A 21,703-nucleotide genomic window follows, 5' to 3' on the forward strand; every position below is an offset into this window, starting at 1 on the left:
GATCCTGCGATCCCATACCGCCCGCCGCTGCCCACCTCTTATGCTGTCCCGGTCACACTACTGCGGGCTTGGTTACCAATTCCTTTAGGTTTGGCAGTTTATTGCGCGGCCATGCGGCGCGGCAGCGGAAGACTGACCCGAAAGGCCGCGCCCTTCTGACCCGGCAGATAACTGACAGAGCCGTCAAGCCGGGTCATGATCTCGCGACAGATCGCCAGCCCAAGCCCCGCGCCCCCGGCCTTGGTCTCGCCAATGCGCGAGAATTTCTCGAAAATCACCGCCTGCTTTTCCGACGGAATCCCCGACCCGTTGTCGGTGAAATCAATCACCAGACGCCCCTCAACCTCATGGGTGCGGATGCTGAGAACCGGCGGATCGCCATCGCAATATTTGCGCGCATTGGCGATCAGGTTGATGAAGACCTGCGCCAGCCGGTCAAGATCGGTGGTCAGCTCAAAAGCCTCGGCCGCGCGATCCCGTTCGACCTTGAGCGTGCCGACCTGCACGCCCGCGGCGCGTTCGGCGCGATCCAGAAGGTCGCTCAGCAATCCGGTTTGCGTATTCAGCACCACCTGGCCGTTTTCCAGGACGCTCAGATCAAGCAGATCGTCCAAAAGCCGGGTCAGGCGCACCGCCTCGTCATGGATGATCGAGGAATACTTGCTTTTCTCTTCCGCCGTCAGATCAGAGGTATCGCGCAAAATCTCGGAAAACGCCCGGATCGAGGTCATCGGCGTGCGCAATTCATGGCTGATCTGGCTCAGGAAGCCATCCTTTTGTACCGAAATCTGGGTTAGTTTCTCGTTCGCCTGACGCAATTGGCGCGCCGTGCGGGCCAGTTCCTGGGATTGCGCCTCGAGCTGGCTGGAATATTCCATGATCTGCGCGGTTTCATCGGCCACCGCCATCAGATCCTCGACCGAAACCGCCGCACCGCCGACGATCTGGGAAATCATCGCATGCGCCGTGGCCGCCCCGACCGAGCCAGAGAGCTCGCGTTCGAGCTCTTGCAGGAAATCGGGCGAAGGTTCGGGCAGATAACCGGCCAGGCCCTGACGGCGCGCGGCCGTGGCAAACAGCGCCTGCGCCTCAGTCGCGCCCATGATCCGTTGCGACATGATCAAAAGGTCTTCGCTCTGCGCCATGCCCCCGGACCAGCCGCCAGTGGTCGAGGAATGATCAAACACATTAACGAATTGCGCGCCCTGCAAGCGCTCGATCGGCTGTGGGAAACTCAGCAATGAGCCAAGGACAAAGGCCCCGGTGTTCAGCAGCATCGACCACATGATCGCATGCACCAGCGGGTCCATGTCCTGCGCCCCGAAAAGCGCCTGTGGGCGAAGCCAGCTCAGCCCGAAAAGCCCGTGATCCAGAACCGTCTGCGGCATGATCATCGAGGGACCGAAACTTGGCAGGAACAGGCAGTATTGCCAGAGCACAAAGCCAACCCCAAGCCCGGCCAAGGCCCCGGTGCGCGTTGCCCCGCGCCAGAACAAGCCGCCCATGAGGGCCGGCAGAAACTGGGCGACGCCCGCGAAAGAAATCAATCCGATGGCCGCAAGCGCCGCGCCGCCGCCGGTCACCCGGAAATAGAGGTATCCCAGGAACACCACGCCCGCGATGCTCAGGCGGCGCGCCAAAAGCGCGACCTGGCGCACATCGCCCGAAATCATCGCCGAACCACCGGTAAAATGAAGCCAGATCGGCATCACCATGTGGTTTGACACCATCGTCGACAAGGCAATCGCCGCCACGATGACCATCGAGGTCGCCGAGGAAAACCCGCCCAGAAACGACAGGATCGCAAGCCCGTCCTGCCCCGCCATGAGCGGCAGCGTCAGCACGAACAAATCCGGGTTGGCGCCGATTGGCATGATATCCAGTCCGACCGCCGCAATCGGCACCACGAACAGGCTCATCAGCATGAGATAGGCCGGAAACGCCCAGGCCGCAGTGCGCAGGTGGTCCTCGTCCTCGTTCTCGACCACCATCACCTGAAACATCCGCGGCAGACACAGGAACGCCGCCGCCGACAGCATGGTCAACCCGATCCAGCGGCTTCCGGGCACCTCGAAGCGGGCAATCTCTGAGGCGTCGATGCGCGCAAGTGTCTCTGACACCCCGCCCGACAGCCCCCAGACCACGAAAATACCCACCGCCAAAAGCGCGCAAAGCTTGACCACCGCCTCGACCGCGATGGCCATGACCACGCCGTGATGGCGTTCGTTGGCATCAAGGTTGCGCGTGCCGAAGAGGATCGTGAAAAGCGTAAGGCCCATGGCCACCCAAAGCGCGGTCGATTGCATGTCCGGCAGGGCCGCACCGGCCTGTTCGGTTTCGGAAAAGGCCGCGAACGACAGGGTCACCGACTGCAATTGCAGCGCGATATAGGGCGTGACGCCGATCACCGCGAGAATGGTCACGAACACCGCCAAAAGGTTCGACTTGCCATAGCGCGACGAAATCAGGTCGGCGATCGAGGTGATCCGCTGGCTGCGCCCGACCCGCACCATCTTGCGCAGGGTCCACCACCAGCCGATCATCACAAGCGTCGGCCCGAGATAGATCGTCACATATTCAAGGCCCGAGCGCGCGGCAAAGCCAACCGCGCCGTAAAATGTCCAGGCGGTGCAATAGATCGACAGCGACAGCGTATAGACATAGGGCGAGCGCAACCACTTGCCGCGCCCGTGGCGCGCCGCACGATCCGCACCAAAGGCAACGGCGAAGAGAAACGCCACGTAAACCAGACAGACCAGGGCAAGCACGTTCAGGATCGCCATGGCCTAGCTCCCTGCCCCGCGCGGCGGTTCCTTGTTCTCAGCGGCGCGCAGATGGCGCGAGATGATCCCGGCAATCGTCGCCAGGATCATCCAGAGGCCAAAGATATAGAACATCGCCATGGTGGTGCGGGTGCTGCCCGATGCGCCCTCGCCCTGCCACAACAGCGGGATACAGATCAAAACCGTGCCGACAATCGGCAAAAGCCGAGCCGCGTCGGCCAGACGGCGGCGCCGATAGGTGCGCCGCGCCAGAAAGACCGGGCCGCGCTCGGGGCTCATGGGGTTACAAGCGCGCGCACCGCCGCCAGAACATCGGCATTGGAAAACGGCTTGGTCATATATTGGCTGACACCGGCGCGTTCGGCCATCTCGCGATCCTTGCTCTGGCCCCGCGCGGTCAGCATCAGGACCGGTGTATTGCCAAGCGCCGCGTCGCCGCGAATTTCCGTCAGGATGTCAAAGCCGCTCTTGCCCGGCAGCATCGCATCCAGGATGATCAGGTCGGGCGCGCGCAGGCGCACCACCTCCATCGCGTCATGGCCATTGGAATGGGTTTTCACCTCCCAACCGTCGCGCGACAGGATAAAGCTGACCGCCTCGATAATATTCGGCTCATCCTCGATCAGCAGAACCTTTTTTCCCATGCAACCGGCCTCCCCTCCGATGTCATAACGGCAGAACCGTCACGCAACTATCCCCAAACTTACCCAGCCTGTCAAAAACCGTCTGAAATGATTGACGGTTCCCGTCTCGCCGCGCAACTGGCCAGCGAACATATCCGACAATTCACCCCCACCTCGCGCAGGGGCGCTGTGGCTGCCTCGGGCCGGTCGGGCAGCAAAAGCATATGCGCCTGCATCAGGGCGGGGCGATCAAAACTCGGGGCGGTCACCGGGGCCGATACGGCAAGCGCCTCGACGGTATCGGTGCCGCGCCCAACCTGTTTAAGCCGCATCCGAAGCGGGCTCTGGGGCTGTGCCAGCACCTGAAACAGTGGCCAGAGCGTACAGGCCCCGGCAATCCGCGGCATGGCAAAGCCTTCGAGCGGCTTGCGAAACACGAGCGAGCCCGAGGCGTCACAGATCACCAGCCCGACCGGGCCGACCGCGTCTTCGGGCAAAGCCGCCAGCCGCCGGAACAGCGTGGCCAGATCAACACCGCTTGCCTCTGCCAGGCGATCGGGATGCAGGCCGACGCTTTTGATCCAGCCAAGCAGCGGCTCAAGCGGCAGGCTGCGGGCATCGGCCAGATACCGCAGCATGACATCGCGCGCGAGGCTTTGCGCCGGGCTCGACAGCTCCGCCCCCTCACCTTCTATCAGGCGCGTAACATCGCGTGGCCCGGCCATGTCGCGCTCAAGCTCCGGCAGGTGAAACCCGCGCGCCGCCAGAAAGGCGTGCATTTCATCCTGTGGCGATTTAAGTTCGGCATCGGTATTCGGAGCACCCTCAAGATAGCGCACCAGCGATTGTGCGCCCTCGGTCAGGCGGCTGCTGTCTTCGTTGATATTGCGGTGAAAGCGGTTTTGCCATTCAGGCTCCAGCGCTTCGGTCTCGACCAGAATGGACGAGGTCGACCGGATCGCCGTCACCGCCGAAATCACCTCGTGCAGGGAATCCGCAAGATAGGGGTCATGCGCCAGCCGGTCGGTCAGGGTCTCGATAGTCCGCTCAAGCGACTCGTTGCGCCGATAGAGGTCGGCCAGCAGCTTTGCCCAGCCCGGAAACCGCCCCGCGAATTCTTCGATCCGGCTGACTTCGGCGCCGATATCATCCTGCTCGCCCGCCGCTTCGCGCAGGCCCGCAATCAAGGTCGCCTCGGCGCCTTCGGACAAAAGCGCAGGCTCGACATTGAGAACTTCGGCCAGCTTGAGCAGGGTTTTGCCACCGATTCTGCGCCTGTTGTGTTCAATCAGATTAAGGTAAGACGGCGATATGCCCGCCTGACGCGCGAGATCAGATTGACGTATACCACCGAGTACCCGCCGCTCCCTGATCCGGGTCCCGATCATCAGCCGTTCCGGCATCAAAATTTCCCTGCGTTTAAAACGACTTCATGCCGCACTTGAAATTTTATTTACAACATCCCCGTCGATAATGTCTATTAATTTACAAATTAATTATTCTGCCAAAAGCAGTTGTTGCGTAATTTTCTTACAACGCCTCATACTAAAGCAGCACAGCTGTGCAATTTGGGGAGGCGCAAGAGGAGGCCCTTCCCGAGAATTATCAATGGGAGGAATCTATGTCCAACTCGAACCTGACTCGTCGGGGCCTGATGAAAACCAGCGCCATTGCTGGTGCCGGCCTTGCCCTGCCGACGATCTTTACGGCGTCCAGCGCCTCGGCTTTCACCAACGAACCGACCGGCGGCACCGTGACCCTCGGCTTCAACGTTCCCCAGTCCGGCCCCTATGCCGACGAGGGCGCCGACGAACTGCGCGCCTATCAGCTTGCTGTCGAGCACCTGAACGGTGGCGGCGACGGCGGCATGATGAACACCTTCAGCTCCAAAGTCCTGCAAGGCGGCGGCATCCTGGGCAAGAAGGTCGAATTCGTCACCGGCGACACCCAGACAAAATCGGACGCAGCCCGCGCATCGGCCAAGTCGATGATCGAAAAAGACGGCGCGATCATGATCACCGGCGGTTCGTCCTCGGGCGTGGCCGTGGCTGTTCAGGGCCTGTGCCAAGAGGCAGGCGTGATCTTCATGGCGGGTCTGACCCACTCGAACGACACCACCGGCAAAGACAAAAAAGCCAACGGTTTCCGTCACTTCTTCAACGCCTATATGTCCGCCGCTGCTCTGGCGCCGGTTCTTCAGAAGCTTTACGGTTCGGACCGCAAGGCCTATCACCTGACCGCCGACTACACCTGGGGCTGGACGCAGGAAGAATCGATCGCGGCCGCAACCGAGGCCATGGGTTGGGAAACTGTCAACAAAGTGCGCACACCGCTCGCCGCGACAGACTTCTCGTCCTATATCGCTCCGGTTCTGAACTCGGGCGCCGACGTTCTGGTTCTGAACCACTACGGCGGAAACATGGTGAACTCGCTGACCAACGCGGTTCAGTTCGGCCTGCGTGAAAAGCAAGTCAACGGCAAGAACTTCGAAATCGTTGTTCCGCTCTACTCGCGCCTGATGGCCCGTGGTGCCGGCGAAAACGTGAAAGGTATTCACGGTTCGACCAACTGGCACTGGTCGCTGCAGGATGACGCCTCGAAAGCGTTCGTCAAATCCTTCGGTGAAAAATACGGCTTCCCGCCGAGCCAGGCCGCGCATACCGTCTATTGCCAGACCCTGCTTTATGCAGATGCCGTCATGCGCGCCGGTAGCTTCAACCCCTGCGCCGTTGTCGAAGCCCTTGAAGGCTTTGAGTTCGACGGTCTGGGCAACGGCAAGACGCTTTATCGCGCAGACGATCACCAGTGCTTCAAAGACGTTCTGGTTGTGCGCGGGAAAGAAAACCCGACCAGCGAATTCGACCTTCTCGAAGTTGTCGAAGTGACACCGGCGGCACAGGTGACCTACCCTGCCGATCACCCGATGTTCGCAGGCGGCGCACTGGGCAACTGTAACCCCGGCGCGTAATCTGTCAGATCATTCCGGTCGCGCGCACACCGCGCGCGGCCGGTTCTGACCGCAAAGACTCGGACAGACCACCATCGCCTCTAACCCATGGGTGGGAACAATGGACGCAATCATTCTCCAAATTCTAAACGGGCTCGACAAGGGCTCGGCTTATGCGCTTATCGCGCTTGGCCTGACACTGATCTTCGGCACGCTCGGGGTTGTGAACTTCGCGCATGGCGCGCTTTTCATGATCGGTGCTTTCTGCGCGGTCACCCTCCAGCGCATCCTGAACATCAGCTTCGAGACAATCGACCCGACCAGGACCGACTTCCTTGGCAACCCGATGAAGGTCAAGACGACCTATGTCGAGACATGGTTCGGACCAGAGGTGGGCGCGTCGATTATCGACTGGGCCGTGCCACTTGCGATCCTGTTCTCGATCCCGATCATGATCGGAATCGGTTTCATCATGGAACGTGGCCTGATCAAGCATTTCTACAAGCGCCCGCATGCCGACCAGATCCTTGTGACCTTTGGTCTGGCCATCGTGCTTCAGGAAATCATCAAATATTTCTACGGCGCCAACCCGATCCCCACCGGCGCGCCGGATGTGTTCAAGGGCAGCTTTGATTTCGGGGTGATGCTTGGCTTTGACGCCAACGCGATCATCTACCCGTACTGGCGCCTTGTGTATTTCGCCTTTGCCGCCATCATCGTCGGTGCCGTCTTTGCCTTTTTGCAGTTCACCACCTTCGGGATGGTTGTGCGTGCAGGCATGGCGGATCGCGAAACCGTGGGCCTTCTGGGCATCAATATCGACAAGCGCTTTACCATCATGTTCGGCATCGCCGCGGCGGTGGCCGGCCTCGCCGGGGTCATGTATGCGCCGATCAATTCGCCCAATTATCACATGGGAATGGATTTTCTGGTGCTGAGCTTCGTGGTCGTGGTTGTCGGTGGCATGGGCTCGCTTCCGGGCGCTGTGCTGGCCGGCTTCCTGCTCGGCATTCTCGAAAGCTTTGCCTCGATGAACGAGATCAAGTCGATCCTTCCCGGTATCGACCAGATCATCATCTACCTGGTGGCTATTATCATTCTGCTCACACGTCCGCGTGGCCTGATGGGTCGCAAGGGCGTGATGGAGGACTAATCCATGCTTGGACTGAACAAAAAAGACCTGTCTCTCCTGTTGGTCGTCACGTTTCTTGCGCTCTGCGCACCTTTCATCCTGAACCCGTTCCCGACCGATAGTTCACTGGCACAGTTCAATGCGGGTTATCCCGACCTGATGCAGCGTTTCGTGATCTTCGGCATCTTCGCCATCGGCTTCAACATCCTTTTCGGCCTGACCGGCTATCTCTCGTTCGGTCATGCCGCCTTTCTGGGTGTCGGCAGCTATTCGGCGGTCTGGATGTTCAAGCTGCTGAGCATGAACGTGCTTCCGGCCATCGTGCTGAGCGTGATCGTGGCGGGCCTGTTTTCCGTCGTGATCGGCTATGTCAGCCTGCGTCGCTCGGGAATCTACTTCTCGATCCTGACGCTGGCCTTTGCCCAGATGAGCTTTAACCTCGCCTATTCGGTTCTGACGCCGATCACCAATGGCGAAACCGGCTTGCAGCTGACGCTCGACGATCCGCGCATCCTTGGCGTAAGCCGCACCGAAAGCGGTGGCATTCCGGTGACCAACCTCTTCGGTCTGGACATGCGCGACACCTATGAAATGGTCGTTGGCCCCTGGTCGTTCCAGTTCAACAACGGCTATTACCTCTGCGCAATCCTGATGCTGATCAGCTTTTATCTGGCGATCCGCATCTTCCGCTCGCCGTTCGGGATGATGCTTCGGGCGATCAAATCCAACAACACCCGGATGACCTATACCGGCCTGAACGCACGCCCCTATACTTTGGCGGCCTTCGTGATCTCGGGCATGTATGCCGGTCTTGCCGGTGGCCTTCTGGCCTCGATGGACCCGCTTGCAGGCGCCGAGCGCATGCAGTGGACGGCCTCTGGCGAGGTGGTTCTGATGACCATCCTTGGCGGTGCCGGCACATTGATCGGCCCGGTTCTGGGCGCGGGTTTCATCAAGTACTTCGAAAATATCTTCTCGAAGATCAACGAAAGCGTGTTGCACACCTGGTTTGGTTTCATGCCCGACGGGCTTGAGGATCTGGTGATCACGCTGGTCTATCCCTTCGTGGGCAAAGGCTGGCACCTGACGCTTGGCATCATGTTCATGCTGGTGGTGATCTTTCTGCCCGGTGGTCTTGTCGAGGGGGGGCAGCGTATCGCAGGCCTGTTCCGGCGCAAGAAATCCGGGGACGACGCCAACAAATCGACCCAATCCACCCCCGCCGAATAAGGAGACGGAGTTATGGGTATTCTTGAAGTCAAAAACGTCAACAAACGCTTCGGCGGGCTCCAGGCGCTTGGGGATGTGAACCTGAGCGTCGCGGAAAACTCCGTACATGCGATCATCGGACCGAACGGCGCGGGCAAATCCACCCTGCTGAACGTTCTCATCGGCAAGCTTATTCCCGACACCGGCAGCGTCATGTTCAATGGCCAGTCGGTTCTGGGGCGCAAACCCTACGAGATCAATCAGATGGGCATTTCCCGCGTGTTCCAGACACCGGAAATCTTTGGTGATCTGACCGTGCTCGAAAACATGATGATCCCGATTTTCGCCAAACGTGACGGCGTGTTCCGGATGCATGCCTTTGAAAACGCGGACAACGAAAAAGGAATCGTCGAGCAGGCCGAGCATATGCTGGAAAGCCTGAACATGGCCGATGCGCGCCATGATCACTCGGCCTCGATGTCGCGCGGCAACAAGCGGCGTCTGGAAATCGGCATGTGTCTGGCGCAGAGCCCCAAGCTGTTGTTGCTCGACGAGCCGACCGCCGGCATGGCACGGGCCGACACCAACAACACCATCGACCTGTTGAAACAGATCAAGGAAGAGCGCGACATCACCATCGCGATCATCGAACACGATATGCATGTGGTATTCAGCCTGGCCGAGCGGATCACCGTTCTGGCGCAGGGCACGCCGCTGGTCGAAGACACGCCCGAAAACATCAAGGGCCATCCCAAGGTGCGCGAAGCGTATCTTGGCGAACACGCCTGAAGGAGACAGGGACCATGAACGTCAAACCCGACTTTTCCAAGGGCCATAACCACGCCGAAACCGCCCCCGCCTTCCTGTCCGTATGGAACATGGAAAGCTATTACGGCGAGAGCTATATCGTCCAGAACATCACCTTCAACGTCCACGAGGGTGAAATTCTGGCGCTGTTGGGCCGCAACGGGGCCGGCAAAACCACCACCCTGCGCTCGATCGCGCGGATGGACAGCCCGCAGGTGACAAAGGGCGAAATCTGGCTCGATCACCAGCCGCTTCACACCATGTCGAGCCATCAGGCCGCTTCGGTCGGTATCGGCCTTGTGCCCGAAGATCGCTGCATCATCCCCGGCCTGACGGTTGAGGAAAACCTGCAACTGGCGCAGATCGCCCCGCCGGTCGGCTGGTCGCTTGAGCGGCTTTACGATCTCTTCCCGCGCCTCGCGGAACGTCGCAAGCAAGAGGGCGTGACCCTCTCGGGCGGCGAACAACAGATGCTCGCCGTGGCCCGAGCGCTTGCGCGTGACCTCAAGGTCCTGTTGCTGGATGAACCCTATGAAGGGCTTGCGCCGGTCATCGTCGACGAGATCGAGAAGACCCTGCGCATCATCAAGGAGCAGGGGATCACCACCGTGATCGTCGAACAAAACGCGGTGCGCGCCCTTGAACTTGCCGACAGGGCTGTCATTCTCGACACGGGCAGCATTGTCTTTGACGGCACGGCTGCCGAGGTTCTTGAAAACGAAGAACTGCGCTCTGAATATCTCGCGATCTGACCCGGATCGCCCGCGCCCCATATCGCTTTATCGTTGGGGGCGGGCATCCGTTTATGATCGCCCTCAACGAAAAGGTCCGACATGTCCGATACCACCTATCCCCCCTCTGCCGAATTCGCGGCCAACGCCCATATCGACGCTGCGAAATACACCGAAATGTATGCAGCCTCGATCAACGACCCTGCGGCGTTCTGGGGCGAGCATGGCACGCGCATCGACTGGATCAAGCCCTTCACGAAGGTCAAGGATGTCAGCTTTGAGCTCGGCAAGGTGTCGATCAACTGGTATTCTGACGGCACGCTGAACGTCGCGGCCAATTGCATCGACCGCCACCTTGCCACCCGCGCCAATCAAACCGCCATCATCTGGGAGCCTGACAGCCCCGATGAAGAGGCGCTCCACATCACCTACCGCGAACTGCACGACAACACCTGCCGGATGGCCAATGTCCTCAAGGATTTGGGCGTCACGCGCGGCGACCGGGTTGTGCTTTACCTGCCGATGATCCCCGAGGCGGCCTATGCCATGCTGGCCTGTGCGCGCATCGGCGCCATCCATTCCATCGTGTTCGCAGGCTTTAGCCCCGACGCTCTTGGCGCGCGCATCAACGGGTCGAACGCCAAGGTCGTGATCACCGCCGACGAGGCCCCGCGCGGCGGGCGCAAGACGGCGCTCAAATCCAACGCCGATGCCGCGCTTTTGCATTGCGATGACCGGGTCAAGAACCTTGTGGTCAAACGCACCGGCGGTCAGACCACATGGACCGAGCGCGATTACGATTGCACCGCGCTTATGGCCGCCGCCTCGACCGACTGCGCGCCCGAGGAAATGAACGCCGAAGATCCGCTGTTCATTCTCTACACCTCCGGCTCGACCGGCCAGCCCAAGGGCGTCGTGCACACCTCGGGCGGCTACCTTGTCTATGCCTCGATGACGCAGGAGCTGGTGTTTGATTACCACCAGGGCGATGTGTTCTGGTGTACCGCCGATGTCGGCTGGGTCACCGGCCACAGCTATATCGTCTATGGCCCGCTGGCCAATGGCGCGACCACGATCATGTTCGAAGGCGTGCCCACCTACCCCGACGCCAGCCGCTTCTGGCAGGTCTGCGAGAAACACAAGGTCAACCAGTTCTACACCGCCCCCACCGCCCTGCGGGCGCTGATGGGCCAGGGCAATTCCTTTGTGGAAAGCTGCGACCTGTCGGATCTCAGGGTGCTCGGCACGGTCGGCGAGCCGATCAACCCCGAGGCCTGGAACTGGTACAATGACGTTGTCGGCAAGGGCAAATGCCCGATCGTCGACACCTGGTGGCAGACCGAAACCGGCGGTCACCTGATGACCCCCCTGCCCGGCGCCACCGCGACCAAGCCCGGCTCTTGCACCCTGCCCTTCTTCGGGGTGCAGCCGGTCATTCTTGACCCGACATCGGGCGTTGAAATCCACGACACCGAGGCCGAAGGCGTGCTTTGCATCAAGGACAGCTGGCCGGGCCAGATGCGCACGGTCTACGGCGATCACGAGCGCTTCGAGAAGACCTATTTCTCGGATTACAAAGGCTATTACTTCACCGGTGACGGCTGTCGGCGCGACGCCGATGGCTATTACTGGATCACTGGCCGGGTTGATGACGTGATCAACGTTTCCGGCCACCGGATGGGAACCGCCGAAGTCGAAAGCGCGCTTGTGGCCCACGCACAGGTCGCCGAGGCCGCCGTGGTTGGGTATCCGCATGACATCAAGGGTCAGGGCATCTATGCCTATGTCACCCTGATGAACGGCGTCGAGCCGACCGAGGAGCTTCGCAAAGAGCTTGAAAAATGGGTCCGCGCCGAGATTGGCCCGATTGCCAAGCCCGACCTGATCCAATGGGCGCCGGGCCTGCCGAAAACCCGTTCGGGCAAGATCATGCGCCGCATTCTGCGCAAGATCGCCGAGGATGATTTTGGCGCCCTGGGCGATACCTCGACACTGGCCGAACCCGCCGTTGTTGACGATCTTATCGAAAACCGGATGAACCGGGGCTAAGCCCGTTTCAAACCTGCGCGCGTTTTTGCCTTCGTCCGGTTCGCTCCGGGCGGGGGGTCTCTTATGATTTCATTAACCAGATAGATCAAAATCCTTTCTGGTTTCCTGAAGAACGGCTTAATATTCAATGCGGGGGCGAACTTTGACGAGGTAACTCATGTTCACCGCAATTTCATCGCCAATCCTACCATTGGCCCCAACACCGCCAGGCAGGACGGAACCGATACAGGCCATAACGGCAGCGCCGCGCACGAGCGAGCCGCTTTCGGCCTCGAATGCCATAACGCCGGGTGCGGTTTTTTCCGTTCACCCACCCGACACCACAACCCGCGCAACCGCGCTTGATAACGGTCCGCTTCGCGGCTCCACACCCGAAGACCGGGCACGCCGCATGGCCGAAGCCCCCCCTCTTGCCGCATCGGTCATGGATGCAGAGCCGGGCCTGCGCAACGCCGAATAGACCACGGCCACCCCGTTAGGCGCGTTCCCCCGCAAGGCCCTGGCCCTGCGGGTTTTTTCGCTGGGGCGGTCGCAAACAGACAAGACTGTCGTTATCGAAACCGCCAGCCTGTCCTGCAAAGGACCGATCCCCGAGCCAGGAAACCAAAGCTGGCTCGCATCGCGTCCTGACACAGAACAAGGACGTCCGATGACTCTGGTGACAGCCCCCCAAGCCCCTGCACCAGAGCGCGATTTACGCGGCTATCTGCTGGTGTTTTTCGCGGGCGTGTTGTGGTCCACCGTGGGTCTTGGCATCCGCCTTATCGATGACGCCCTTGTCTGGCAGATCCTGCTTTATCGCTCGCTCAGCATGAGCGCGCTGCTCTACGTGGTCATCCGCCTGCGCACCGGGCGCGACCCCCTGGCGCTTGCGCGCGCCTCCGGCTGGGGCGGCGTGATTGGCGGGCTGTCGCTTGTGGCGGCCTATACCGGCGGGATTTACGCGGTACAAAGCACCTCTGTCGCCAATGCCATGATGCTTTTTGCCAGTGCCCCGCTCTTGGCGGCGGTGCTTGGCCGGGTGATCCTGCGCGAGATGGTGCGCCCGCAAACATGGGTCGCCATCGCCGTGGCAAGTGGCGGCATCGCCATCATGGTCTGGGACAAATCCTCGGGGGCGGCGCTGCGCGGCAATCTGGCAGCCCTTGGCTCGGCGCTTGGCTTCGCGGTGTTCACCATCACACTTCGCTGGGGCAAGAACACCGAGATGATGCCCTCGGTGTTCATCTCGGGGCTGTTCGCGATTGCGATCATGGGGGGCATCTGTCTCTGGCTCGGGCTGCCGTTGGTGATCTCCCTGCCCGATACCAGCATAGCGCTCGGCATGGGGGTGTTTCAGGTCGGGGCTGGCCTTGTCCTCTATACCATCGGATCAAAGACGGTACCCGCAGCCGAGCTGACCCTCTTGTCGCTGGCCGAAGTGGTTCTGGGTCCGGTCTGGGTCTGGCTGGTTCTGGGGGAGACCGCGAGCATCAACACGCTGATCGGCGGCGCGGTCTTGCTGGCGGCGATTGCCGGAAACGCCCTGTCGGGCGCACGCCGCAAGCCGCCAGTTGTGATCGTCTAAGCAGGCGGCGTGACTGGTCGTTCGCTTTGATCAGTACCAACTGGTATGTTGCGCGCCTGTGCCATGATCAGGCCAGGCGGCACTGAGACCTTTGCCGCGCTTTCATTCGGAGAACGATCATGCAGCATTACATCCTGACCCTGGCCTGTGCCGCGACCCTGGCGCTGTCGGCCTGTGACACGCCCCCAAGCAAGCGCGAGGTGACCGGCGGTTTGATTGGCGCGGCAGGTGGGCTTTTGCTGGCCACGGCCTTTGACGCGAACCCAAGCTGGACAATCGTCTCCGCTCTGGCCGGGGCCGCAGCAGGCACGCTGGTGGCCCGCAACACCGCCACCAATCAATGCGCCTATGCGGTTGGCGACGGCACCTACCGGACGCGGCCTTGCTAAGTTGTGCTGCGGCTTGCCGCCTTGCCTACGAGGCTGGCACGCAAGGGCCGGACGAGTTTTCCGGCGCCCGCCCTTGCGTTTCGGCAGGTGCCGGATGCCTCCGGCGGGGATATTTAAGGCAAGAAGAAACGGCCTGATGCCGCCTTAGCCGCGCCCGCGATAAGGCGGCACGCCCTGATCGGGAACCCAGACGCCTACGGGCATCGGGCCGGTCTGATAGAACACATCAATCGGGATGCCGCCGCGCGGATACCAATAGCCGCCGATCCGAAGCCATTGCGGATCAAGGAAATCCACCAGGCGGCGCGCGATGCTGACGGTGCAATCCTCATGAAAGGCACCGTGATTGCGAAAACTGCTGAGAAACAGCTTCAGCGATTTGCTTTCCACCAGCCACTCGCCCGGCACGTAATCAATCATCAGATGGGCGAAATCCGGCTGCCCGGTCATGGGGCAAAGCGAGGTGAACTCGGGCGCGGTGAAGCGCACGTTATAGGCCACATCGCCTTGCGGGTTCTTCACCCGTTCAAGGATGGCCTCTTCCGGGCTTTGCGGCACAACGGTTGCGCCACCCAACTGTTTGAGACTGCTGTAGATTGTTTCGTCGCTCATGCCGACCTCTCCTGTCAAACGCCGCGTTTATTGCCCCAAAGCATCACGTGCAGCTGCGGCAGCACCTTTGCCGTGAACCACCGGTCCTCGATCACCCGATCCACCAGCCAACGCATCCGCGCATCAATGCCTATCTGATCAACCATGGCCGCATCGTCATCTGGCGGCGGTGGCGTGTGGTTGCCCGGTTGCAGATAGACTGCCAGATCGGGATAACGACCCGCGACGTCGCACGCCCATTGGTAATCAATCTCATCGAACACCACGATCTTGAGAACGCTCGGCGCGCCCTTTGCGGCCGCGACGCAATCCGCAAAGATATCCCAATCCACAACCATCCCGCTTGAGGGCGGTTTCGGGCTGAGCACAAGCATATCCAGATCGCTGAACCAGCGTCGCGCAACCGAGCCTTGGGTTTCAAGAGCAAAACGATACCCCTTGCCCTGCCCCAGCTTGATCAGCGCGCCAAGCGGCTGAATCGCCGGGTTCCCGCCCGAAAGCGAGACCATCAACGGCGCGCCACCGGACAGCGCCTCGATCTCGGCCATCACCGCCTCGGGCGTCATCGGTTTCCAGGTGTCGCGATACTCGGATTCGACCGCGTGCAGGCTGTCACACCAGCTGCACCGATAATCACAGCCGCCAGTGCGCACGAAAACTGTAGGCACACCGATCAGCGCACCCTCGCCTTGAATGGTGGGGCCGAAAATCTCGGAAACGCGGATGGTGTTATCGCTGCTCACGGACGAAATTCCGCCCAGGTCTTTGGCGTCTCACTCACCTTTGCGGCCGAAACCTCAGGCCAGCGGGCATGCGCCCAGTCATAGAAGTGCTTGGCCATCCGCTCTGCCGTGACGCCATCGTCGCCAAGGATATCGTTCAGGTGCCGATGATCAAGCGTGTCGTCGATATAGCGCTTGAGCGGTGCCAGATCGAGGTAGTCGCGCACAAACCCATGCGCGTTCAACTCGGTCGACGCCAACTCGATGACGACGATATAATTGTGCCCGTGCAGGCGTGCACATTGGTGATCTTCGGGCAGGCCCTTGAGTTGATGCGAGGCCGAAAAGTGGAATTCCTTGCTGATCCGATACATCACGCGCCCCTCTCGGCCAGAGCCGTCAACCAGAAATCCGGATCGTCATAAAGCGTCGGGTCGATCACCCCGGCCAGATGAAACGCCTCGCGCCGCTCGACGCAGGTGCCGCAGCGCCCGCAATGGTTTGCACCGCCCTTGTAGCATGACCACGTCTCGCCGAACGGCGTGCCATGCGCCGCGCCATCGGTGACGATATCGGCCTTTGATCCGGTCACATAGGGCGTATAAAGGCGGATATCAGCATATCCCTCGAGCGCGCGATCCTGCATCGCCTGAAACGCGTCGATAAAGCCGGGGCGGCAATCGGGATAGATGAAATGATCCCCGCCATGCACCGCCGTTGCCACCGCGTCGACCTTTTGCGCCGCCGCCATGCCAAACCCGATGCTCAGCATGATCGCATTGCGGTTGGGCACAATCGTGGCCTTCATCGTCTCTTCGGCGTAATGCCCGTCGGGCACGGCGATATCATCGGTCAGGGCCGAGCCGCCAAGCGCCGCGCCGATTGCGCGGATGTCGACGATGCTATGGGCCACGCCCAATCGCGTCGCGCAGGCGGCGGCAAAGCCAAGTTCCTTGGAATGACGCTGGCCATAATCAAAGGACAAAAGCCCCTTGAGAGTATGTTCAGCAGCAACTTTATGCGCAAGCGACACGGAATCGAGCCCGCCCGAGCAGATGACGATGGTATCCATATTAAACCCTTGTTTTGAGCGGGTAGGCTGCGACCGCGTGGGGCGCATCTAAGGCGTTTGGCCCTGAGACGCAAGACGCCCCATTTTCTTTGCAAAGAAAATGGCCAAGATTTTTCGTTGAAAAATCTTAATCGTTCAGACGCGCGCGCAGCTCTGTTTTCAAAACCTTGCCGTAATTGTTCTTGGGCAGTTCAGGGACCAAGACATAGCGTTTGGGCCGTTTGAACCGGGCAATCCGCGCCAGGCAATGCGCGTCAAGAGCGGCCTCATCGAGCACCGCGCCCGGCGCAGTCACGACAAAGGCCATGACCACCTCGCCCCACTCCGCATCGGGGCAGCCGACAACCGAAACCTCGGACAGAGCGGGATGACTCAAGAGCGCCTCTTCCACCTCGCGGGGATAAATGTTGCTGCCGCCCGAAATGATCATATCCTTTGAGCGATCCTGAAGCGTGACATAGCCATCCTCGTCCATCACCCCCATGTCACCGGTCAAAAGCCACCCCTCGGTAAAGGCCTTGTCGCTGGCCTCGGGGTTTTGCCAATAGCCGGGCATGACGGGGTCGCCACGCACCATGATCTCGCCCGTCTTCCCGCGCGCAACCTCTTGACCCGTGCCATCACCGATCCGCAGTTCGACCACCGATTGCGCCCGCCCGACCGAGCCAAGGCGCGCGCGCCAGCGGGGGTGGTCTCGGTCACTGACCTCACCGCGTGGCAGGGCCGTGATCGCCATTGGGCATTCTCCCTGCCCGTAGATCTGAATGAAGATATCGCCAAAGTGATCGACCGCTGCGATAATATCGGCAAGGTACATCGGCCCGCCTGCGTAAATCACGCTGCGCAGCCCGTCTCCGGTCGCGCCGTTGGCGCGCGCATGCGCCGTCAGGCGTTTCACCATCGTCGGCGCGGCGAACATATGCACCCGGCCATGATGGCGCGCGAGTTCAAGAATCTCGGTCGCGTCAAACCCGCCCGACACCGGACAGATATGGCGCGCCCCGCGCAGCACATGCACCATCGCGTAAAGCCCCGCGCCGTGGCTCATCGGGGCGGCGTAAAGCGTGGCATCCCCCGGGCTGACCGAATCCACATCGGCAAGATAGGCCAGCGACATCGCCACAAGCATCCGGTGGGTGATGATCACGCCCTTTGGCCGCCCGGTGGTGCCGGAGGTGTAAAACAGCCAGGCCAGATCATCGGGCGCGCGGGCGGTGATGGCGGCGACCGGCGCGCCGGTCAATGCATCGCTCTCTGCAATATCAATGACAACCACACCAGTATCGCCAAGGTCTCGTGCCAATTCACCCGTCGCCAGAACGATCCCTGCGCCTGCATCCCGGATGATCCAGGCCGCCTCGGCGCTGTGAAGCTTGGCATTGATCGGCACGACGGCGGCACCAGCATACCACGCACCATAAAGCGCCAGAAGATAGGCCGGGCTGTTCACCATGAAAATCGCCACGCGGTCACCGGGCTTTACGCCCCGCGCGACAAGCCCGCCGGCCACGGCGCGCGCTTCGGCGTCAAAGCCGGCATAGTCGAAAACCTGCTCGCACCCAAGATAGATCGCCGACCGCCCCGGTCCGTTTGCCGCCGCGCGCTCCAGCCAGACCCCGATATTCATCTGCACAGCTCCCTTTCATGCGCGCCCACCAAAGCATCCCGCGCGCCCGGTATCAATTCCGTATATCTACGCATTTCCCTTGGAGTGCTGCCACGCGCGGGGCATAAAGGCGGCATGCAGATCAAAGAGCTTGCCTTCGATCACGCCCCCGTGGGGCTCGCGGTGCTGGAGCATCGCATCATCCGGCAGTGCAATCAGCAATTTGCCGCGATCTTCGGCGACACCCCAGAGACCTATCCCGGTGTTCCGCTGGCGCGGTTTTACCCCTCGATCGAGGATTATCGCCGGATCGGGGAACGCAGCCTTGCGATCATGCGCAAAACCGAGCGGTATGCCGATGAACGGGTGATGAAGCGTGCCGATGGCACGCTGTTCTGGTGCCGGGTTCGCGGTCAGTCGGTGACCCCGGACACCCCGTTTCAGCGCGGCGTCTGGTCATTCTCGGATCTCTCAGAGGAACGCCCGCTCGTGCCCCTCACGCAGCGCGAGCGCGAAGTGGCGATCCTGACCTGTCGGGGGCTCACCTCCAAGGAAATCGGGCTTGAGCTTGGCCTGTCCTATCGCACGATCGAGGTTTACCGCGCCCGCCTTCTGGAAAAGTTTCAGGCTCGCAAACTTGCCGAACTCGTTGCAAAACTTTCGGGCATGCCGCTCTGAAGCGGGCGCATTTGCGCCGATTTTCGGGAAACCCCTCGTAATCTGATCACAAACCGCCCAAATATAGGGTCAAATGGCCGCTTTTCTCGGGCTTCAGCTTAGCCTATAAGCGGCGAAAACGAATGCCATGGGTCCGCTTTGGGCACCATCGCTTTTGGTCGAGGAACCTGATGTCAAACAAAACACATGAATCGGACGTGGCCTTTATCAAGGCCTTGGCGGAACTTCTGAATGAAAACGACCTGACCGAGCTATCGGTCAAGCGTGAATACGGCGAGGACGACACCCTAAACGTACGCGTCAGCCGCCGTGGCGAGATCGTCACCACGCAAGTGGCCGCCGCCCCCATGGCCGCCGCCCCCGTCGCTGCCGCCGCCCCGGCCGCCGCGCCCGCCAGTACCCCGGCCGAAGATCCCGCCAGCCACCCCGGCGCGGTGACCTCGCCCATGGTTGGCACCGTTTACACCCAGGCAGAGCCCGGCGTTCCGGCCTTTGTCAGCGTCGGCACCCAGGTGTCGGAGGGCGATACATTGCTGATCATCGAGGCGATGAAGACAATGAACCACATTCCCGCGCCGCGCGCAGGCACCGTGAAACGTATCCTGATCGAAGATGGTGCCGCGGTCGAATATGGCGCGCCTCTCATGATCATCGAATAAGGCACAGGCAATGTTCGACAAGATCCTTGTGGCCAACCGGGGCGAGATCGCCCTGCGCGTCATCCGCGCCGCCCGCGAAATGGGCATTAAAACCGTCGCCGTGCATTCCACGGCCGATGCCGACGCGATGCATGTGCGCATGGCCGACGAATCGGTTTGCATCGGCCCGCCGTCCAGCAGCGAAAGCTATCTGTCGATCCCGGCGATCATCGCCGCCTGCGAGGTGACCGGCGCGCAGGCGATCCATCCCGGCTATGGCTTTTTGTCCGAGAACGCGAATTTCGTTCAGATTGTCGAGGATCATGACCTGACCTTCATCGGCCCCTCGGCCGAACATATCCGCATCATGGGCGACAAGATCACCGCAAAGGACACGATGAAGGCGCTTGGCGTGCCCTGCGTGCCCGGCTCTGACGGTGGGGTTGCAACCCTGAAAGAGGCGCAGGTGCTTGGTGAAGAGATCGGCTATCCGGTGATCATCAAGGCCACCGCAGGCGGCGGCGGGCGCGGCATGAAGGTGGCGCGCGATGCCTCTGAGATGGAAAGCGCCTTCCTGACCGCGCGCTCTGAAAGCAAGGCGGCCTTTGGCAACGACGAGGTCTATATCGAGAAATACCTGACCACGCCGCGTCATATCGAAATTCAGGTGTTTGGCGATGGCAAAGGCCAGGCCGTGCATCTTGGCGAGCGGGATTGTTCGCTGCAACGGCGCCACCAGAAGGTTCTGGAAGAGGCCCCCGGCCCCTGTATTAGCGAAGAAGAACGCGCGCGCATCGGCAAGACCTGTGCCGATGCGGTGGCGCGAATCAATTATCGCGGTGCCGGCACGATCGAGTTTCTCTATGAACAGGGCGATTTCTTTTTCATCGAGATGAACACGCGCCTTCAGGTCGAGCATCCGGTCACCGAAGCGATCTTTGGTGTCGATCTTGTCCAGGAACAGATTCGCGTCGCCGAAGGTATGCCGATGTCGTTCACCCAGGACGATCTGCAAATCAATGGACACGCGATCGAGGTGCGGATCAACGCCGAAAAGCTTCCTGATTTTGCGCCCCGTCCCGGCACGATAACGCAATTCCATGCCCCCGGCGGACTTGGCGTTCGGATGGATTCAGCACTTTACGACGGCTACAAGATCCCGCCCTATTACGACAGCCTGATTGCCAAGCTGATCGTACATGGCAAAGATCGCCCAAGTGCGCTGACCCGTCTGGCGCGCGCACTTGGCGAGCTGATCGTGGATGGCGTGGATACCACCGTGCCGCTGTTCCATGCGTTATTGCAGGAAGAAGACATTCAGACCGGGAATTACAATATCCACTGGCTTGAACATTGGCTTGAAACCAACCTTCAGGGCTAAGCCATCCACCGCGCGCGAATGACAAAGGGCAGGTTGCAACCTGCCCTTTGTCATTTGCACATCGTAATATGGTCTTTTAAGCAGGTCTGGCAGCAGGCCTGAATGCGGGTCAGGACAGCGAGGTGACCCAAAGGATCGTGGCATCTTCGGTACTGACCGACACCACGTTATGGCCCATGGTCGCGTCGTAATAGGCGCTGTCGCCGCGGCGCATCTCGATGGGTTCATAAAACTCGGTGTAAAGCCGGATCATCCCGGTCAGCACATAGAGAAACTCTTCGCCGTCATGGCGCACCCAGCCGTCAAATTCCTCAATGCTGCGGGCCCTGATCTGGGCGCGGTACGGCAGCATCCGCTTGCGGCTGAGCACCTCGGCAAGCAACTCGTGCTCATAGGTCACCGTGGCCTTTTGTGCGCCCTCGCCCGAGCGTGTCACCGCCATGCGCCCGTTGATCTGATCGCGCTGTGGTTGGGTAAAGAGCTGCGGCACCGAAATCTCAAGCCCGAGGGCCAGCTTCTTGAGCGCCTCATAGGTCGGCGACATCTGGCCGTTTTCGATCTTGGAAAGGGTCGAACGGGCAAGCCCCGCCTGTTTTGCCGCCTGTTCAAGCGTCCAGCCCCGCGCCTTGCGCAATTCGCGCACGCGCCCACCCAGATCCAGGGGCTCGGCCACCGGGCTCTGACCGTCGTCGCGGCTGACACTGATCAGCGCATGGAGGGCTTTGTCACTCATAGGGCATTTCTATAGCCACGCCTC

The 21,703-nt window shown here is 60.8% G+C and carries 21 protein-coding genes; 11 read left to right on the forward strand and 10 right to left on the reverse strand.

Annotated elements, in window-relative coordinates; translation table 11 throughout:
• Positions 1 to 98 precede the first annotated feature (98 nt).
• From BUB78_RS02065 to BUB78_RS02080, 4 genes are all read right to left on the reverse strand, one after another.
• Entirely contained in the window at positions 99 to 2,783 is a 2,685-nt protein-coding gene (locus BUB78_RS02065) for an ATP-binding protein (RefSeq protein ID WP_073194409.1), read from the reverse strand.
• Between the two features lie 3 nt (positions 2,784 to 2,786).
• Positions 2,787 to 3,062 (reverse strand): hypothetical protein, encoded by a 276-nt coding sequence (locus BUB78_RS02070; protein WP_073194412.1) that lies wholly within the window; start codon positions 3,060 to 3,062, stop codon positions 2,787 to 2,789.
• Positions 3,059 to 3,427 (reverse strand): response regulator transcription factor, encoded by a 369-nt coding sequence (locus BUB78_RS02075; protein WP_073194414.1) that lies wholly within the window; start codon positions 3,425 to 3,427, stop codon positions 3,059 to 3,061. Before BUB78_RS02075 ends, BUB78_RS02070 begins: the two co-directional genes overlap by 4 nt.
• Before the next feature lie 71 nt (positions 3,428 to 3,498).
• A complete protein-coding gene (locus BUB78_RS02080; protein WP_073194416.1) occupies positions 3,499 to 4,809 on the reverse strand; it encodes a helix-turn-helix domain-containing protein in 1,311 nt (436 codons plus the stop codon).
• Between the two features lie 218 nt (positions 4,810 to 5,027).
• Here BUB78_RS02080 and BUB78_RS02085 point away from each other — a divergent pair, with 218 nt between their 5' ends.
• The 8 genes from BUB78_RS02085 to BUB78_RS02125 all read left to right on the forward strand — a co-directional run bounded on the left by BUB78_RS02085 (position 5,028) and on the right by BUB78_RS02125 (position 14,237).
• Positions 5,028 to 6,374, forward strand: a complete 1,347-nt coding sequence (locus tag BUB78_RS02085) for a substrate-binding protein (RefSeq protein ID WP_073194658.1) — start codon at positions 5,028 to 5,030, stop codon at positions 6,372 to 6,374.
• A 100-nt stretch (positions 6,375 to 6,474) separates the two neighbouring features.
• The gene (locus tag BUB78_RS02090; RefSeq protein ID WP_073194419.1) at positions 6,475 to 7,506 is read left to right on the forward strand and encodes a branched-chain amino acid ABC transporter permease; all 1,032 of its coding nucleotides are present in this window, start codon (positions 6,475 to 6,477) and stop codon (positions 7,504 to 7,506) included.
• Positions 7,507 to 7,509: 3 nt separating this feature from the next.
• Positions 7,510 to 8,715 carry a branched-chain amino acid ABC transporter permease gene (locus tag BUB78_RS02095; protein ID WP_073194422.1) on the forward strand — a complete coding sequence of 402 codons (1,206 nt, stop codon included), beginning with the start codon at positions 7,510 to 7,512 and terminating at the stop codon, positions 8,713 to 8,715.
• Positions 8,716 to 8,727: 12 nt separating this feature from the next.
• On the forward strand, positions 8,728 to 9,483 hold the full coding sequence (locus BUB78_RS02100; RefSeq protein WP_073194425.1) for an ABC transporter ATP-binding protein: 756 nt from the start codon (positions 8,728 to 8,730) through the stop codon (positions 9,481 to 9,483).
• 14 nt (positions 9,484 to 9,497) lie between these two features.
• Complete coding sequence (locus tag BUB78_RS02105; protein WP_073194428.1) at positions 9,498 to 10,253, forward strand: ABC transporter ATP-binding protein; 756 nt, start codon at positions 9,498 to 9,500, stop codon at positions 10,251 to 10,253.
• Between the two features lie 81 nt (positions 10,254 to 10,334).
• Positions 10,335 to 12,281 (forward strand): acetate--CoA ligase, encoded by a 1,947-nt coding sequence (gene acs / locus BUB78_RS02110; protein WP_073194431.1) that lies wholly within the window; start codon positions 10,335 to 10,337, stop codon positions 12,279 to 12,281.
• Between the two features lie 649 nt (positions 12,282 to 12,930).
• On the forward strand, positions 12,931 to 13,848 hold the full coding sequence (locus BUB78_RS02120; RefSeq protein WP_073194438.1) for a DMT family transporter: 918 nt from the start codon (positions 12,931 to 12,933) through the stop codon (positions 13,846 to 13,848).
• 119 nt (positions 13,849 to 13,967) lie between these two features.
• Positions 13,968 to 14,237: a glycine zipper 2TM domain-containing protein gene (locus BUB78_RS02125; RefSeq protein WP_073194442.1), complete on the forward strand. Its 270-nt coding sequence runs from the start codon at positions 13,968 to 13,970 to the stop codon at positions 14,235 to 14,237.
• 144 nt (positions 14,238 to 14,381) lie between these two features.
• Here BUB78_RS02125 and queF read toward each other — a convergent pair whose 3' ends face one another.
• The 5 genes from queF to BUB78_RS02150 form a co-directional block, all read right to left on the reverse strand.
• Positions 14,382 to 14,849, reverse strand: a complete 468-nt coding sequence (queF, locus tag BUB78_RS02130; protein WP_073194446.1) for a preQ(1) synthase — start codon at positions 14,847 to 14,849, stop codon at positions 14,382 to 14,384.
• 14 nt (positions 14,850 to 14,863) lie between these two features.
• Positions 14,864 to 15,592 (reverse strand): 7-carboxy-7-deazaguanine synthase QueE, encoded by a 729-nt coding sequence (gene queE / locus BUB78_RS02135; protein ID WP_139279222.1) that lies wholly within the window; start codon positions 15,590 to 15,592, stop codon positions 14,864 to 14,866.
• A complete protein-coding gene (gene queD / locus BUB78_RS02140; protein ID WP_073194452.1) occupies positions 15,589 to 15,945 on the reverse strand; it encodes a 6-carboxytetrahydropterin synthase QueD in 357 nt (118 codons plus the stop codon). Before queD ends, queE begins: the two co-directional genes overlap by 4 nt.
• Positions 15,945 to 16,643, reverse strand: coding sequence for a 7-cyano-7-deazaguanine synthase QueC (gene queC, locus BUB78_RS02145; RefSeq protein ID WP_073194456.1), 699 nt, complete (start codon positions 16,641 to 16,643; stop codon positions 15,945 to 15,947). The genes queD and queC overlap by 1 nt, the downstream gene beginning before the upstream one ends.
• A 127-nt stretch (positions 16,644 to 16,770) precedes the next feature.
• Positions 16,771 to 18,270 (reverse strand): class I adenylate-forming enzyme family protein, encoded by a 1,500-nt coding sequence (locus BUB78_RS02150; RefSeq protein ID WP_073194459.1) that lies wholly within the window; start codon positions 18,268 to 18,270, stop codon positions 16,771 to 16,773.
• A gap of 114 nt (positions 18,271 to 18,384) precedes the next feature.
• On the opposite strand from BUB78_RS02150, the gene BUB78_RS02155 reads away from it, so the two are divergent.
• The 3 genes from BUB78_RS02155 to accC all read left to right on the forward strand — a co-directional run bounded on the left by BUB78_RS02155 (position 18,385) and on the right by accC (position 20,946).
• Complete coding sequence (locus tag BUB78_RS02155; RefSeq protein ID WP_170865001.1) at positions 18,385 to 18,927, forward strand: LuxR C-terminal-related transcriptional regulator; 543 nt, start codon at positions 18,385 to 18,387, stop codon at positions 18,925 to 18,927.
• 170 nt (positions 18,928 to 19,097) lie between these two features.
• Positions 19,098 to 19,586, forward strand: coding sequence for an acetyl-CoA carboxylase biotin carboxyl carrier protein (gene accB, locus BUB78_RS02160; protein ID WP_073194462.1), 489 nt, complete (start codon positions 19,098 to 19,100; stop codon positions 19,584 to 19,586).
• A 10-nt stretch (positions 19,587 to 19,596) separates the two neighbouring features.
• Positions 19,597 to 20,946 carry an acetyl-CoA carboxylase biotin carboxylase subunit gene (gene accC / locus BUB78_RS02165; RefSeq protein ID WP_073194465.1) on the forward strand — a complete coding sequence of 450 codons (1,350 nt, stop codon included), beginning with the start codon at positions 19,597 to 19,599 and terminating at the stop codon, positions 20,944 to 20,946.
• Between the two features lie 109 nt (positions 20,947 to 21,055).
• On the opposite strand, the gene BUB78_RS02170 is transcribed toward accC, so the two are convergent.
• A complete protein-coding gene (locus tag BUB78_RS02170; RefSeq protein WP_073194468.1) occupies positions 21,056 to 21,679 on the reverse strand; it encodes a helix-turn-helix domain-containing protein in 624 nt (207 codons plus the stop codon).
• Between the last annotated feature and the right edge of the window lie 24 nt (positions 21,680 to 21,703).

This window comes from Roseovarius marisflavi, from assembly GCF_900142625.1.
Taxonomy (GTDB): domain Bacteria; phylum Pseudomonadota; class Alphaproteobacteria; order Rhodobacterales; family Rhodobacteraceae; genus Roseovarius; species Roseovarius marisflavi.